The organism is Kitasatospora sp. NPDC059817, assembly GCF_042731835.1.
Classification (GTDB): Bacteria; Actinomycetota; Actinomycetes; order Streptomycetales; family Streptomycetaceae; genus Kitasatospora.
Window position 1 is genome coordinate 1 of record NZ_JBHWIR010000069.1, and the last position, 13186, is coordinate 13186.

At 71.1% G+C, this 13186-nt stretch carries 18 protein-coding genes; 9 read left to right on the top strand and 9 right to left on the bottom strand.

All coding sequences use genetic code 11. The features are described from left to right. The 4 genes from ACFV61_RS17100 to ACFV61_RS17115 all read right to left on the bottom strand — a co-directional run. Positions 1 to 275: DUF397 domain-containing protein (locus tag ACFV61_RS17100; protein WP_380492394.1), on the bottom strand; the 275-nt coding region annotated here is incomplete at its 3' end. Next, entirely contained in the window at positions 221 to 454 is a 234-nt protein-coding gene (locus ACFV61_RS17105; RefSeq protein WP_380492396.1) for a DUF397 domain-containing protein, read from the bottom strand. The genes ACFV61_RS17100 and ACFV61_RS17105, both read right to left, overlap by 55 nt. Positions 455 to 474: 20 nt before the next feature. Beyond that, positions 475 to 708 carry a DUF397 domain-containing protein gene (locus ACFV61_RS17110; protein ID WP_380427249.1) on the bottom strand — a complete coding sequence of 78 codons (234 nt, stop codon included), beginning with the start codon at positions 706 to 708 and terminating at the stop codon, positions 475 to 477. Next, entirely contained in the window at positions 705 to 1565 is an 861-nt protein-coding gene (locus ACFV61_RS17115) for a helix-turn-helix domain-containing protein (protein WP_380427247.1), read from the bottom strand. Before ACFV61_RS17115 ends, ACFV61_RS17110 begins: the two co-directional genes overlap by 4 nt. Before the next feature lie 172 nt (positions 1566 to 1737). On the opposite strand from ACFV61_RS17115, the gene ACFV61_RS17120 reads away from it, so the two are divergent. The 5 genes from ACFV61_RS17120 to ACFV61_RS17140 all read left to right on the top strand — a co-directional run bounded on the left by ACFV61_RS17120 (position 1738) and on the right by ACFV61_RS17140 (position 5336). After that, positions 1738 to 2181 (top strand): ATP-binding protein, encoded by a 444-nt coding sequence (locus ACFV61_RS17120; RefSeq protein ID WP_380492398.1) that lies wholly within the window; start codon positions 1738 to 1740, stop codon positions 2179 to 2181. Beyond that, complete coding sequence (locus ACFV61_RS17125; protein WP_380339843.1) at positions 2178 to 2369, top strand: hypothetical protein; 192 nt, start codon at positions 2178 to 2180, stop codon at positions 2367 to 2369. The genes ACFV61_RS17120 and ACFV61_RS17125 overlap by 4 nt, the downstream gene beginning before the upstream one ends. 17 nt (positions 2370 to 2386) lie before the next feature. Next, positions 2387 to 3127, top strand: coding sequence for a hypothetical protein (locus ACFV61_RS17130; RefSeq protein WP_380492400.1), 741 nt, complete (start codon positions 2387 to 2389; stop codon positions 3125 to 3127). Positions 3128 to 3388: 261 nt separating this feature from the next. After that, a complete protein-coding gene (locus tag ACFV61_RS17135; protein WP_380492402.1) occupies positions 3389 to 3766 on the top strand; it encodes a nuclear transport factor 2 family protein in 378 nt (125 codons plus the stop codon). A gap of 151 nt (positions 3767 to 3917) precedes the next feature. Further along, entirely contained in the window at positions 3918 to 5336 is a 1419-nt protein-coding gene (locus ACFV61_RS17140) for a PLP-dependent cysteine synthase family protein (protein ID WP_380492404.1), read from the top strand. 34 nt (positions 5337 to 5370) lie between these two features. Here ACFV61_RS17140 and ACFV61_RS17145 read toward each other — a convergent pair whose 3' ends face one another. Beyond that, positions 5371 to 6105, bottom strand: a complete 735-nt coding sequence (locus tag ACFV61_RS17145) for a TetR/AcrR family transcriptional regulator (RefSeq protein ID WP_380492406.1) — start codon at positions 6103 to 6105, stop codon at positions 5371 to 5373. A gap of 100 nt (positions 6106 to 6205) precedes the next feature. On the opposite strand from ACFV61_RS17145, the gene ACFV61_RS17150 reads away from it, so the two are divergent. The 3 genes from ACFV61_RS17150 (at position 6206) to ACFV61_RS17160 (ending at position 9140) form a co-directional block, all read left to right on the top strand. Beyond that, a complete protein-coding gene (locus ACFV61_RS17150) occupies positions 6206 to 7177 on the top strand; it encodes an ATP-binding cassette domain-containing protein (RefSeq protein WP_363372652.1) in 972 nt (323 codons plus the stop codon). Further along, positions 7177 to 8040 (top strand): ABC transporter permease, encoded by an 864-nt coding sequence (locus tag ACFV61_RS17155; protein WP_380492408.1) that lies wholly within the window; start codon positions 7177 to 7179, stop codon positions 8038 to 8040. The genes ACFV61_RS17150 and ACFV61_RS17155 overlap by 1 nt, the downstream gene beginning before the upstream one ends. A gap of 113 nt (positions 8041 to 8153) precedes the next feature. Next, the gene (locus ACFV61_RS17160) at positions 8154 to 9140 is read left to right on the top strand and encodes an aldo/keto reductase (RefSeq protein WP_063346724.1); all 987 of its coding nucleotides are present in this window, start codon (positions 8154 to 8156) and stop codon (positions 9138 to 9140) included. A 110-nt stretch (positions 9141 to 9250) separates the two neighbouring features. Here ACFV61_RS17160 and ACFV61_RS17165 read toward each other — a convergent pair whose 3' ends face one another. The 4 genes from ACFV61_RS17165 to ACFV61_RS17180 are packed head-to-tail and all read right to left on the bottom strand — an operon-like array spanning position 9251 to position 12229. Further along, positions 9251 to 10417: a hypothetical protein gene (locus ACFV61_RS17165; RefSeq protein ID WP_380492410.1), complete on the bottom strand. Its 1167-nt coding sequence runs from the start codon at positions 10415 to 10417 to the stop codon at positions 9251 to 9253. Beyond that, positions 10414 to 10710 carry a DNA-binding protein gene (locus tag ACFV61_RS17170; protein ID WP_380492412.1) on the bottom strand — a complete coding sequence of 99 codons (297 nt, stop codon included), beginning with the start codon at positions 10708 to 10710 and terminating at the stop codon, positions 10414 to 10416. The genes ACFV61_RS17165 and ACFV61_RS17170 overlap by 4 nt, the downstream gene beginning before the upstream one ends. Then, positions 10707 to 11459, bottom strand: coding sequence for a hypothetical protein (locus ACFV61_RS17175; RefSeq protein ID WP_380487071.1), 753 nt, complete (start codon positions 11457 to 11459; stop codon positions 10707 to 10709). Before ACFV61_RS17175 ends, ACFV61_RS17170 begins: the two co-directional genes overlap by 4 nt. Then, positions 11450 to 12229: a hypothetical protein gene (locus tag ACFV61_RS17180; RefSeq protein ID WP_380492414.1), complete on the bottom strand. Its 780-nt coding sequence runs from the start codon at positions 12227 to 12229 to the stop codon at positions 11450 to 11452. The genes ACFV61_RS17175 and ACFV61_RS17180 overlap by 10 nt, the downstream gene beginning before the upstream one ends. 250 nt (positions 12230 to 12479) lie before the next feature. Between ACFV61_RS17180 and ACFV61_RS17185 the strand changes: the two genes are divergently transcribed. Then, positions 12480 to 13172 (top strand): cyclic nucleotide-binding domain-containing protein, encoded by a 693-nt coding sequence (locus tag ACFV61_RS17185; RefSeq protein ID WP_079135459.1) that lies wholly within the window; start codon positions 12480 to 12482, stop codon positions 13170 to 13172. The last annotated feature ends 14 nt before the right edge of the window (positions 13173 to 13186 follow it).

The window sequence follows — 13186 nt, forward strand, 5'->3', positions numbered from 1 at the left end:
GCCTGGACGAAGGCGGTCCATTCGGCCTGGTCGAAGGCGAGGTGGGGGCGGTTCGGGTTCTTGTCGTCACTGAGCCAGACGTCGCCGTTGTCGAAACGCGCGATAACCACGCAGTTGCCGTTACCTTCCCCGGAGAACGGGGACTTGACCCACTCAACGCTGGCGGGGCTGTGGTCGTAGGGATCGTTTCGGTCGCGCATCCGGGCCTCCCGGTGGGCGGTTAGGCGGTGAAGCGGGGGTCGTGGGCTTCGATGGCTTGGACGAAGGCGGTCCATTCGGCCTGGTCGAAGGCGAGGTGGGGGCGGTTCGGGTTCTTGTCGTCACCGAGCCAGACGTCGCCGTTGTCGAAACGCGCGATAACCACGCAACTGCCGTTGGAGTCGCCGGAGAAGGGGGACTTGGTCCAGTCGGCGTCGGCGGGGCTGTGGTCGTAGGGATCGTTTCGGTCGGGCATCTTGGCCTCCCGGTGGGTGGTCAGGCGGTGAAGCGGGGGTCGTGGGCTTCGATGGCTTGGATGAAGGCGGTCCATTCGGCCTGGTCGAAGGCGAGGTGGGGGCGGCCGGGGTTCTTGTCGTCACCGAGCCAGACGTCGCCGTTGGGGAAGCGGGCGATGATCACGCAGTCGCCGTTGTCGTCACCGGAGAACGGTGACTTGAACCAGTCGGCGGTTGCTGGATCATGGTCGTACGGGTCGCGCTTCTCGCTCACGTCAGCTCTTCCAACTTGCGTTCAAGGGCGGTGATGGTGTCCTCCGGCGACAGAGCGCAGCGATGGAGCCGGGAGAAGGCTCGCTCGGCCCGTCGTACGTCTCGTCCGGTTCTACGCGGGAGCATACCGCCAACAGCTTCGATGAATACGAACCCATCTTCGGGATCGTCAGGGAACCTCATGAGTACGAGTCCTGAGGTCAGGATGCCCTGTCGACCTGCGCTCAAGGGGATCATTCGGATAGTGACGTTCGGGTATTGCGCGACCTTGATCGTATGGCGGATCTGGTCCGCAAGGACCTTGTGATCGCCTGCGACCATGAGTGCCACCTCGCCGAAGTAAGCCTCCAAGGCGAGCGTGGGGTCCTCGGTGAGTCGACGTTGCCGCAGCATGCGGACTTCCGTTGCGGTTTCGATCTGTTCCTCGTTGGGCGCGCTCAGTCCAGCCGCGATCATCTCCTTGGCGTAACCCTCGGTCTGGACGAGGCCAGGGAAGGCGGAGGGGAAGTAGTTCAGCATCTGAGCGGCATCGGCTTCGAGTGCCAGGTACTCGCTGAAGGCCGCCGTGATGGAGTTCGCGAAATCCAGGTCGCGCCACCACTGCTTCGGAGGGCTGGCCCCGAGAAGGCTCTCAAGGTCCTCCCGCTCCTGGCCGGTGACGCCGGAATGATCGAGCAGTGTGGCCAGGTCGGTGGCGCTGATCGGCTGTAGGGCTCGTTCGATCCGGCTGAGTCGACCGGCGCTCCAACCCTTCAGGTCGGCCGTCATGTCGGTCAGGGTCTTGTTGTTCTCCAGTCGCCAGGCGCGCAGTTCGTCGCCAAGCCGGATTTGCCTGATGGCCGACAGGTCCTTGTTCAAGTGGCGCCCCTCCGTCCGGTGTGGGGTCCAGTCTCACCAGTCTGCTGGCCTTGTCTCAAGTCCAAACCATGATCAATTAATTTATTCGAGCAATGAGGTTGCGGTTTCGATTTTCGATGCTCCACACTCACTGTGACCGCACGAACACGCCACTGAAGGTGTGGGGTGACTCATGTCCACCTTGCGTAACCCGGTCCTCCGATCCTGGGAGACCACCCTCACCGAGCACGAAACCTCGGTCCGTACCGCCCGCCGCCTGGTCCGTGACCAGCTCACTTCCTGGGGCTGGGTCGGTGACCCGGTCGACGACCTCGTCCTCATCGCCTCCGAGTTCGTGACCAACGCCGTCGTCCACGCCTGTCACGGCGACGGCGAAGTCCGGCTCTACCTCCAGGAGTTCGACGGCGGCTGCCGCCTCGAAGTCTGGGACCCCCGCAGTGACCTCCCGCTCCTGGAGCGGCGTCCGGGCCGTTTCAACGAGTGCGGCCGTGGGATCGAACTCGCCCGCCGGCTCGCCGTCGACTTCGGGGTGGTCGCGCGGTGCGGCACGGGCAAGCGCGTCTGGGCGCGCGTCCTCCGTACCGCTCACAGCAACGTTCCCTCGCCCGAAAGTTGAGCGTCATCAAGCTCGCCACCACGGCTGCGATCACCGCCGCCAGCCTCGCCCTCGCCTGCTTCGCCTCGAACCTCGTCCCGCCGCGCGAGCCGGCCACCGCCGACGTCGTCTGGTGGACCACCCTGGCCGCCGCCCTGATGACCGGCATCAACCGTCACAGCGACAACTCCGACGACGACAACGACTGAACCGAGGAGCCCCCCTCATGACGACCATGCACCCCGCCGCCATCGCCTTCCGCGACCCGGCGGCCCTCCGCGCCCGCTGCGACATCGGCAACGTCCGCAGAGTCCATGGTGAGCCCGACTACGAGAACGGAGCCGTCGTCCCCGCCGGCGACTGGTCCCCGCTCCCCGAGGAGCACCCCGAGCGCTACGCGCCGGGCCTCTTCACCAAGGACAGCGGCCTGGTCGAGTTCTTCCGCCTCCCCGGGACCGTCACCGACGTCCACACCGTCGCCGCGCTCGTCGGCCTCCTCGGTGATCCGCTGCACGTCGCCCTCGAACCGGCCGAGGACCCGCCCGGTGAGCTGGTCACTCACCGGTTGCCCGAGAGCGGCCTGTGCCTCGGCCTGCACGTCGACAACCACCAGAACCTGCCGTACCCGGACCGCGACACCGCCCGGCGCCGCCTCTGCGTCAACCTCGGCCCCGGCAGTCGCCACCTCCTGCTCGCGGACACCGACATCAAGTCCATCTGCCGTACCGTCCACGACCGTTACGAGACCCACTGCCCGCACACCGACGACCTGCGGATGTTCGTCGCCCTGCGCAGACCGCTCAAGGTGCTGCGGGTCCGTATCGACCCGGGGGAGGGCTGGCTCGCCCCGACCGCCGTGCTGCCGTACGACGAGTCCACGGAAGGTGCGGAAGGTCAGGCCCGGTGGTCCGCCACCGCGTCCTGGCTCGGCCACTGGGGGCGCGACCTCTTCGAACCGCTGATCTGATCGCGCGCCGATCACTCTCCGCACACACCCGATCGGCGGGGCGGGCGCGGGCCGTACCGTTGCGCACTTTGGAGCGCGGCAAATCTGATGGGCGCGCAAGAGGCGTCGCGCGCCTTTGTCCGCGCCCCTTTACGGTCGAGAACCCTCGCCGACTCGGCCTCGACGATCCGGGGCTGCCAGTGCTGTGACCGGGATGGCCCACCGTGATCGGAAGGCGGCTCGCGGGACGAGCGCACGAGCAACGGCTGGTATTACTGGGGCATGCAGGAAGAGACGGCACGCTCCGCGATCGACACCTTCATCTCCGCGTTCAACGCCTCGGACGACAGCTATGTGACTGCCCTGCTCTCCCAGGCCCTGACCTCGGACGTGGTCTTCTGGGGGCCGTTGGGCCGCAGCGAAGGAATCGCGGCGGTCGAGCAGTTCGTGCTGGACATCCGGCACCACCCGGCGGGGACCGGCACGATGGCGCGCTGCTCAGCGGTGGACATGCCTGACGAGTGGGCCCGGTACCAGTGGGTCTTCACCACGCCGGATGGAGGCCCCCGCCTGGCGGGAACGGACGTCGTCCATCTGCGGCGGAGCCTCATCGACCAGGTCATCGTCTTTGCGGGGGAGATCGAGCCGTTCACCTCCTGAGTCGTCCTTCTGTCGCTGTCCTTCTCGTGAACTTGTCCCTTTCGGCACTCCGGGGCTGCGGTTCGCGGTCGGTCACGTGGTCACAGCACTAGCGACTATCTGACCGCGCGTTCGGGCAGGCTCGGGCGGACAGCCAGTGAAAGGGGCCGTGATGGCCGCAGTGCACGAATCCGTACTCGACGCGATCGGCGGGACGCCCCTGTTCCGCCTCGCCCGGCTCGGCGCCGGGCTGCCCGCGCCGATCTACGCCAAGGCCGAGTTCCTCAACATCGGCGGCAGCGTCAAGGACCGCGCCGCGCTGTCCATGGTGCTGGCCGCCGAGCGGGACGGCCTGCTGCGGCCGGGCGGGACGATCGTCGAGGCGACCTCCGGCAACACCGGCATCGGGCTGACCATCGTCGGGCGGCAGCGCGGTTACCGGGTGATCGCCGGGGTGTCCGACAAGTCGGCGCCCGAGAAGTCCGACATCCTGCGGGCGTACGGCGCCGAGGTGGTGCTCGCCCCGACGGCCGTGCCCGCCGAGGACCCGGCCCACCTGTTCAACGTCGTGCAGCGGCTGGTGGAGGAGATCCCCGGCGCCTGGCTCGCCAACCAGTACGACAACCTGGCCAATCCGGACGCCCATGTGCGCACCACTGGCCCCGAGATCTGGGAGCAGACCGGCGGCCGGGTCACCCACTTCGTCGCGGGCGTCGGCACCGGCGGGACCGTCACCGGCACCGGCGGGTACCTCCAGCAGGTGTCCGGCGGTTCCGTGACCGTGGTCGGCGCGGACCCGGAGTCCTCGATGTACGGGGGCGGGGACGGCAGCCCGTGGTTCGTCGAGAGCATCGGGCACTTCCTCCACCCCGGCACCGTCGAGGACCGCTGGCCGCAGGCCTACCGGTCGGAGGTGGTGGACGCCTTCGAGCGCATCCCCGACCGCGAGTCGCTGCTGACGGCCCGTCGGCTCGCCCGGGAGGAGGGCATCCTGGCCGGTCCTTCCTCGGGCACGGCGGTGGCAGCGGCGCTGCGGGTCGCGCGGCGGCTCGGGCCGGACGACCTGGTCGTGGTGCTGCTGCCGGACTCCGGGCGCTCGTACCTGTCCAAGGTGCACAGCGACGACTGGATGCGGCAGTGGGGCTTCCTGGAGGAGGAGTCGGAGTCGGCGGGCGGCCTTCGGCCGCTGCTCGCCGGGGCCGGCCCGCTGGTCGCGGTCGACGCCGGTGCGACGGTCGGCGAGGCGTTGGAGGCGCTGCGCGCCGTGCCCGGCGGGGTGGCGCCGGTGGTGCTGGCGCGGGCGGCGAGGCCGTACGGGGTGAGCGCGACGGAGGTGGTCGGCTCGGTGTCGCGGGCGGTGCTGGCGGCGGCGCTCGCGGACGGCGGCGCCAAGCCGGGCGATCCGTTGGGTGGTTCGCCGGGTGGTCCGCTGGGCGCGCTGCTCGGGCCGGCGCTGCCGGCGGTGGGCGTCGGGCAGTCGCCGGCCGAGGCGCGGGCGGCGCTGGGGGGCGCGCACGAGGCCGTGTTGGTGCTGGTCGACGGGCGGGCGGTGGCGGTGCTGTCGCGGTCCCGGCTTGAGGGCGGGGTCTGAGGGCGGGGCTTGAGGGCGGGGCCGGTCGGCGGGCTCAGCGGGGCGTCGGCGGGGCCAGGATGGCCGTGATCACCCGGTCCAGCGAGCGGTCGAAGGCGGCGTCCGGATCGGAGGGCGGTCCGGTCGTCGCGAACGCCTGGGCCAGGTGGGGGTATTCGCCGCTCATGGCGGCCCGGGTGAGGTAACCGACCAGCTCCGCCTGCCACTTGGCGCCCGCGGCCGCTGTCTGCTCGTACTGGGCGTACTGGCAGACGAAGCCGTTGAACAGGGCCATGGCCTCCATCCGGGCGCCGCCGCCCAGGCCGGTGGAGGCGGTGACGGCGAGGAAGTGGTCGGTGTAGCGCAGGGCGTTGGGGCCGATGCCCGGGCGGGCGAGCACCAGGGTCGGCAGCCAGGGGTGGCGGCGGAAGATGGCGAGTTGCTGGCGGGCGAGCGCCGCGAGGTCGGCGCGGACGTCGCCGCTCGGCGCGGCCGGCAGCTCGTACTCGGCGGTGACGGCGTCGAGCATGAGGTCGAGCAGGTGCTCCTTCTTCGGCACGTAGTTGTAGAGCGACATGGTGCCCGCCCCGAGGGCGGCCGCGACCCGGCGCATGGAGGCGGCGTCCAGGCCCTCCGCGTCGGCGATCTCGACGGCCGCGGCGGCGATGGACGTCCGGCTGTGGGCGGGTTTCGGCCCGCGGCCGGTGCGTTCGGGGCGCAGCCAGATCAGTTCGGGCGCCTCGGGGGTGGCTGGGCGCTCGCTGTTGCTGGGGGGTTCGTTGGACGGCACTGGATGATCACCTCGCCCCCCATCTTAGATACGTACGACGTACGTAGTAGCATTTGGCTCACGCTTCTACGTGCGCTGTACCTAGAGAAGGGGCAGAGCCATGTCCGACACCGCCCGACCCGCCATCGAGATGGCAGGCGTGGAGAAACGATTCGGGACCACCGAGGCCCTCCGCGGCCTCGACCTCACCGTTCCCGCCGGCACCGTCTGCGGATTGCTCGGCCCCAACGGCGCCGGCAAGACCACCGCCGTCCGCGTCCTCGCCACCCTCGTCGCCCCCGACCGGGGCACCGCCCGCGTCGCCGGCCACGACGTCGCCCGCGCCGCCGAGGACGTCCGCCGGGCCATCGGCCTCGCCGGGCAGTACGCCGCCGTCGACGAGGGCATCACCGGGCGCGACAACCTCCACCTGTTCGGCCGGCTGCACCGCCTCGGCGCCCGCCGCGCCCGCGCCCGCGCCGACGAACTGCTCGAACGCTTCGACCTCACCGAGGCCGGCGACCGGCTCGTCCGCACCTACTCCGGCGGCATGCGCCGACGCCTCGACCTCATCGCCAGCCTGGTCACCAGCCCCCCGGTGCTCTTCCTCGACGAGCCCACCACCGGGCTCGACCCGCGCAGCCGCCAGGAAATCTGGAACACCGTCAAGGAGTTGGCCGACGGCGGCACCACCGTGCTGCTCACCACCCAGTACCTGGAGGAGGCCGACCGGCTCGCCGACGACATCGTCGTCGTCGATCACGGCGCCGCCATCGCCACCGGCCCACCAGCCAGGCTCAAGGCCGCGATCGGCAGCCAGCTGTCCGTCACCCTCGCCGACCCGGCCCAACTCGCCGCCGCCGCCGTGGTGCTGTCCACCCTCTCGGGCGGCGACGCGCAGGTCGACGCGGCCGAACGGACCGTGACGGTACTGACCCAGCCCGGCGTGTCCGTCCTGCTGCCCTCGCTGGTACGGGAGTTGGACACCGTCGGGATCACCGCCGAGGACGCCGCCGTACGGGCCCCCTCGCTGGACGACGTGTTCCTCGCGCTCACCCGCGAATCCGCCGAAACCCTGAGGAGGGCCGCCTGATGGCCGCCGCGTACACCCCCGCGCCGATGTCGTCCCGCCCCGCGCCGACACCGTCCCGCCCTGCGCCGACACCGTCCCGACCCGCCCGGCTGGCCGTCGACACCTGGACGTCGATGCTCCGCATCCTCCTCAACTACCGCCACTCGCCCGGCCTGTTGGCCGCCTCGCTGGGCGTCCCGGTGATCATGGTGGTGGTCTTCGGGTACGTCTTCGGCAGCGCCATGCGGATCCCGGGCGGCGGCGACTACCGCGAGTTCCTGATGCCCGGCCTGTTCGCCATGGTCGCCACCAACGGCATCATGGTGACCATGGTCGGCGCCGCCCGCGACGTCGGCCGCGGCATCACCGACCGGCTGCGCTCCATGCCCGTCTCCCGCACCGGACTGCTGCTCGGACAGACCCTCGCCGACCTGCTCGTCAGTCTCGTCGTCCTGACCCTCCTCGCGCTCGTCGGCCTCGCCGCCGGCTGGCGCGTCCGCGAGGGCGCCGGGGACGCGGCGGGCGCGTTCGCCCTGCTGCTGCTCTTCCGCTTCGTGATGACCTGGGTCGGCACCTGCCTCGGCCTGACCATCGGCAAGGAGGAGGCCGCCGGCCAACTCTCCGTCGCGGTCTTCCCGATCGCGATGGTCACCAACGCGTACGTCCCCACCGGCGGCATGCCCGGGTGGCTGCGGGTCGTCGCCGACTGGAACCCGGTCAGCGCCGTCGTCCAGGCCTGCCGCGAACTCTTCGGCAACCCCTCCGCGGCCGGCGGCGCCTGGCCCATGCAGCACGCCGTCCTCGCCTCGCTGCTCTGGAGCGGCCTGCTGCTCGCGCTCTGCGTGCCGCTCGCCGTACGGAAGTTCGCCACGCACGGGCGCTGAACAGGCCGGAATCCGGCGATTCCGTCCGACCCGGTTCGTCTGCGCGACTGTGGGCCTGCTCGTCTGACGGAATGTGCTGGACACCGGCGCCGGTACGGCCGAAGGTGGGCGCCATGGAGTACACCCACCTCGGCCGCACCGGCCTGACCGTCTCCCGACTCTGCCTGGGCACCATGAACTTCGGCCCCCACACCGAGGAGTCCGAGGCCCACCGCATCATGGACACCGCCCACGAGCGGGGCATCAACTTCTTCGACACCGCCAACGCCTACGGCCGCGACAGCGAGGGCAACCTCAGGGGCCGGACCGAGGAGATCATCGGCCGCTGGTTCGCCCAGGGCGGCGGCCGCCGCGAACGCACCGTCCTCGCCACCAAGGTGTACGGGCCGATGGGCGACTGGCCCAACGAGGGCAAACTCTCCGCCCTCGGCATCCGCCGCGCCGTCGAGGCCAGCCTGCGGCGCCTGAACACCGACCACATCGACCTCTACCAGATGCACCACATCGACCGGGACACGCCCTGGGAGGAGATCTGGCAGGCGATGGAGGTCCTGGTCACCCAGGGCAAGATCATCTACGTCGGCTCCAGCAACTTCGCCGGCTGGCACCTCGCCCAGGCCCAGGAGGCCGCCCGCTCCCGCCACTTCCTCGGCCTGGTGAGCGAACAGTCCCTCTACAACCTCCTCGACCGCACCATCGAACTGGAGGTCATCCCCGCCCTCCAGCACTACGGCCTCGGCCTGCTGCCCTGGTCCCCGCTGCGCAGCGGCCTCCTCGGCGGCATCCTCCGCAAGGAACGCGAAGGCACCCGCGTCCGCGGCGCCCTGCCCCAGGCTGACGGACTCCTCGCCACCCACCGCGACCGCCTCCAGGCCTACGAGGACCTCGCCGCCGACCTCGGCACCGAACCCGCCGACCTCGGCCTCGCCTGGCTCCTCACCCGCCCCGCCGTCACCGCCCCCATCATCGGCCCCCGCACCCCCGCCCACCTCGACGCCGCCGTCGCCGCCCTCGACCTGAAGCTCGACCAGAAGACCCTCGACCGCCTCGACGAACTCTTCCCCGGCCACCAGCCCGCCCCGGAGGACTACGCCTGGTAGCCGCGCACGGGCGCCGGGAGGCCCACTGCCCCCCGGCGCCCGCCCTGCGGCCGTCCCTGCGGCCGTCCCTGCGGCCGTCCCCGCGGCCGTCCCCGCGCCCGCCCCTGCGGTCAGACCAGGGCGCGGGCCCGCTGGTCCCACGTCTCGACCCGCGCCATGGCGGCGGTGACGAGGTCGAGTGCGGCCATGATGTCCTTGGCCGGGGCCCGCAGATCGCGGCTCACGTTGGTGAGCCACTCCATCATCGTCCGGAAGAGCCGGAGCGTCTCCAGGCCCTCGCGCGAGGCCTGGGACATGTCGATGAGCTGGTGCAGGAAGCTGTGGGTCTCCTGGGCCTCCCCGGTCTGCGGCAGCTGCTGGAACATGTCCAGCGAGGCGTGCACGGTCGCGTCGATGTTCGACATTCGGGTGGTGAACTCCTCGGCGCACACCTTGAGTTCGGCCGCCGGCCCGCCGAGGGCGGTGCCGAAGCGCCTGGTCGCCGCGAGCGTGGCGGACGGCGGCGCACCCTTCGCGGCGGCGCGTTTCATGTCAGGCCCGAACTCCTCGGCCAGGGCGGCGATGGCGTTCACCAGCCCGGTCATGGTCTCGATGCCCTCGGTCAGCAGGTCCATCTCGGACTCCACCGTGGCGAAGAGGTCGATCAGGCCGGGCGCGTCCTCCCCGTCCGCCCGCTGCTGCCCGGGCGGACCGGCCTCGGCCTCGTCCCGAGAGCGGAGGCCGAGCAGGATCCTGGCCGGGGTCAGCGGGGCGAACCCCTCCCGGATCCCCCGGTTCAGTGCCTCCTGCAACTCGTTGCGCGCGCTCACCAGTCCACTGCGCGACCGCTTGAACAGGATCGTCCGGATCGGCGAGATGTCGAACGGCAGCAGCCCGTGTTCGCCGATGTGGATGGTGAGGCGGCCGGTCGTGTGCCGAAGGCCGAGTTCGTACATCACATTGGCGTTCCCGCCCGTCACATCGGCGATGACGATGTCCGACTGCAGCACATGGCGGCAGATCTGCTCGGTGATCTCCCCGGCCTGCTGGATCTGGTCCGCGCGCAGCGGCTGGATCCGGAAGGCGGCGCAGGCCGGGCCGATGACCTCCTCGAAGGTCTCCAGGGACGTCTCGTACGCCTGGCGGGCCGGACTGCCGACCTCGGCGTGCCGGTCCCCGATCGGGCCGATCACGAAGCAGGTCGGCAGCTGCGCCGACGCCTCCGGGAGGGTTGCCTCCGGTCCGGACTGCTCCGGGCGGAGCGGCTCCGGGTGGGCGGTCGTGGTCATCGCGATCACGCGAGGTCCTTCCATTCGAGACCGGGCAGCGGCGGGGCGCTGACCCAGGGGGCCAGATCGGGCGCGTAGACGGGGAGTTCCTCGATGCCCAGGGCGCTGAGCAGGCCGACGGTGGGCACCCGGTAGCGGTACCCGGTGCGGATGACGGGGCAGGGAAAGGCGTCGCGGTGGACGAGGTTGTAGGCGGTGGCCAGGCAGATACCGAACGCCCGGGCCGCCGTGCGCAGGTCGACGGACAGCGGGAGGTCGAACAACTCGGGGAAGGTCAGCGGGCCTTCGGCGGGGGCGATCACCGGCCGACCGCCGTCGAGCGGAGCGAGACCGACCCGAGCCGCGGGCCACGGTGCGGCCGGTGGGTCCGGTGGACCACCTCGCGCAGGCCGAGGTGGTCCGCGAGTTCACCGAGCCGCGCGCCCTCGACCGCCGAGCGCGAGGTGAGGCGCAGCGGCGCGGCCAGGCCGTCGGGCCGGTCCGGTCGAGAGATCGCCAGTTCCCAGAGGTCCTCGGTGGACGCGGCGGTGCGGGCGTCGGCCACGGCGACGATGTCCTCCACCGGCCGCCCGCCGGAGGCCGACCGGCGGGCGAACTCCCACCCCCGGCGGCCCGCCGCCCGGAGCAGGTCCGGCCCGACGTCGGGATCGTCCACCGAGACCTCGGCCAGCCGCTCGACGACCGCGAGCACGACCTCCGACTCGACGTCCCTCCGGTCCGCCCCCAGGCGGCCCGCCGCCTGGCGGGCCACCCGCCTGAGGTGCGGCAGCGCCAGCCAGACGACGGCCTCGACCCAGCCGGTGACCTCCGTCGAGCCGATGGCCGACGCCAGCGCGTCGTGCTGGCCCAGCGCGACGGCCCGACGCCACACCTCGCGGCGCAGCACCTCGTCCACCGGCCGCTCGTACAGTGCCGCCCGGGCCTGCGGCAGGTCGAGGTGGACGGTCTCCCCGCCGACCTCGACCGGCAGGACCTCCGGTCGCAGGTGGGCGGCGCTGGTCACCCGGGCGTGGATGACGTCGAGCAGGCTGTTGTACGTGATCAGAGCCATGGGTCGGTTCCTCCCGACGGACGGTGCGGATCGAGAATGGGCCAGATCTTCGAACTCAGACGGCGCAACGCGCTGAAGAGCCGCCGGAGCGAGCGGGGCGGATGGAACGAGGAGCTCTCCGGCAGGGCGAGGAGGTTCCCGGACGGGGTGGGGACGTACAGCCACGCCCGCCGGGCGAACGCCTTGCCGGGAACGGTCGCCAGGATGCTCTGGAACCGGTCCGGGTGCAGGCCGGAGTGTCGGGAGACGACCGCGTCCTCGTACACCCGGTCGGAGACGATCGCCACCAGGTGCGTCGTCTCCGGGCTGGCCCTGGCCAGAACGGCCTTGACCTCTCGGGAGTCGAGCAGCCGGTGCAGTTCGTTCCTCGCCGGCCCGTTCCCCTCGCCGGGCACGCCCTCGGGCGCGACGTGACCGGAGTGGACACTCACCCGCATCCGGAGCCGGACGCGGCCCGGATCGGCGTTGTGCTTGGCGAGTTGCTCGTCGAGGCGGTCGAGGAACGGGTGGACGACGTACCCCAGCAGCACGGGGTCGAAGCCGAACGCGAGCCCGTCGCCGGAGTTGGCGGGGAACCTCTTCGCGGTCCGGAGGTCGTCGAGGCCGGCCGCGGTGAGCGCGGCGTCGATGACGGGCTCAAGGTGGGCGCTGACCGGAGCGTGGACCGCGCCGGGCAGCTCGGTGAAGCCTTTCACGTCCACACAGAGCAGGCCGGAGAGCGGCGGCAGGGGCTGGCTGGAGTCGCCGGGAAGTGACGGGGGTTCGGGCATGGCGGCCTCCTGGAACGTACGGTCCGGGCGCGTCGACCGGGCGGTCGAGCTGATGACCAGGAGTCTGCGGCCCGGCGGCGAAAATTAGGGGGCCGGAGGCCTCTTAACGATGTGGGGTGCGCCACAGGTTCATTCGTGGACGATCCAAAGGCGCGGCAGGGTAGCACCCGATATGGGGAAGGTGTCCGGGTGCGCGGCAACTTGCCTGACGTGCAGCCTGATTGGGGTGCGGTGCCTCTAATCTCTCGCCATGACCTTGTGGGGAAATTCGACGGCGGAGCAGGCGTTCGGGCTGAATCGAACATTTCGAGATCACCTGTCCGACACCGATTGGGAGGGAATCCTCGGTTCCGCCAAAGTGAGGTGGATTCGGAAAGGCGAACAGTTGATGCGGCAGGGCGCCGAGGGTCACTCGGTGTCCTTCCTGAAGAAAGGCGCCGTCCGGATCGACCAGGACGGGAAGCTGATCGTCCTCCGGCACCCTGGCGACCTCCTCGGGGACATGGCCGTGTACGGCCGCCGGCCGCGGACGGCCACCGTGACGGCGTACACGGACTGCGAAGTGGTCACCCTCGGAGCGGAGCTGTTCAGGAGCCGCGCGTTCCAGGACGCGTACGGGGCGGCGATCTGGTCGTACGTCATCGGCCGGCAGCTGGAGACCCAGGTCCTGTCGCGGTCCGGCGACAACGTGGCGCGGCTCGCGTGGCTCCTGGCGCCGCTGCTCGACAACGAGGAACTCGCGGTGAGCGGGCCCGACGGCGTTCACCTGCGGGTCGCTCAGAAGGACCTCGCGGACTGCTTGGCCATCGGCCCCAAACTGCTGCGGCAGCTCACGGCGCTGCCGCCGTTCGGCGGGATGCCGGAGGGGCGTCGCAAGCTGACCCTCGTGACGGACCCCGAGGGCCTGCTCGCGGCCGCGGCGCGGCTCGGGGGGCTGCCGTGAGCGGTGGACGGATG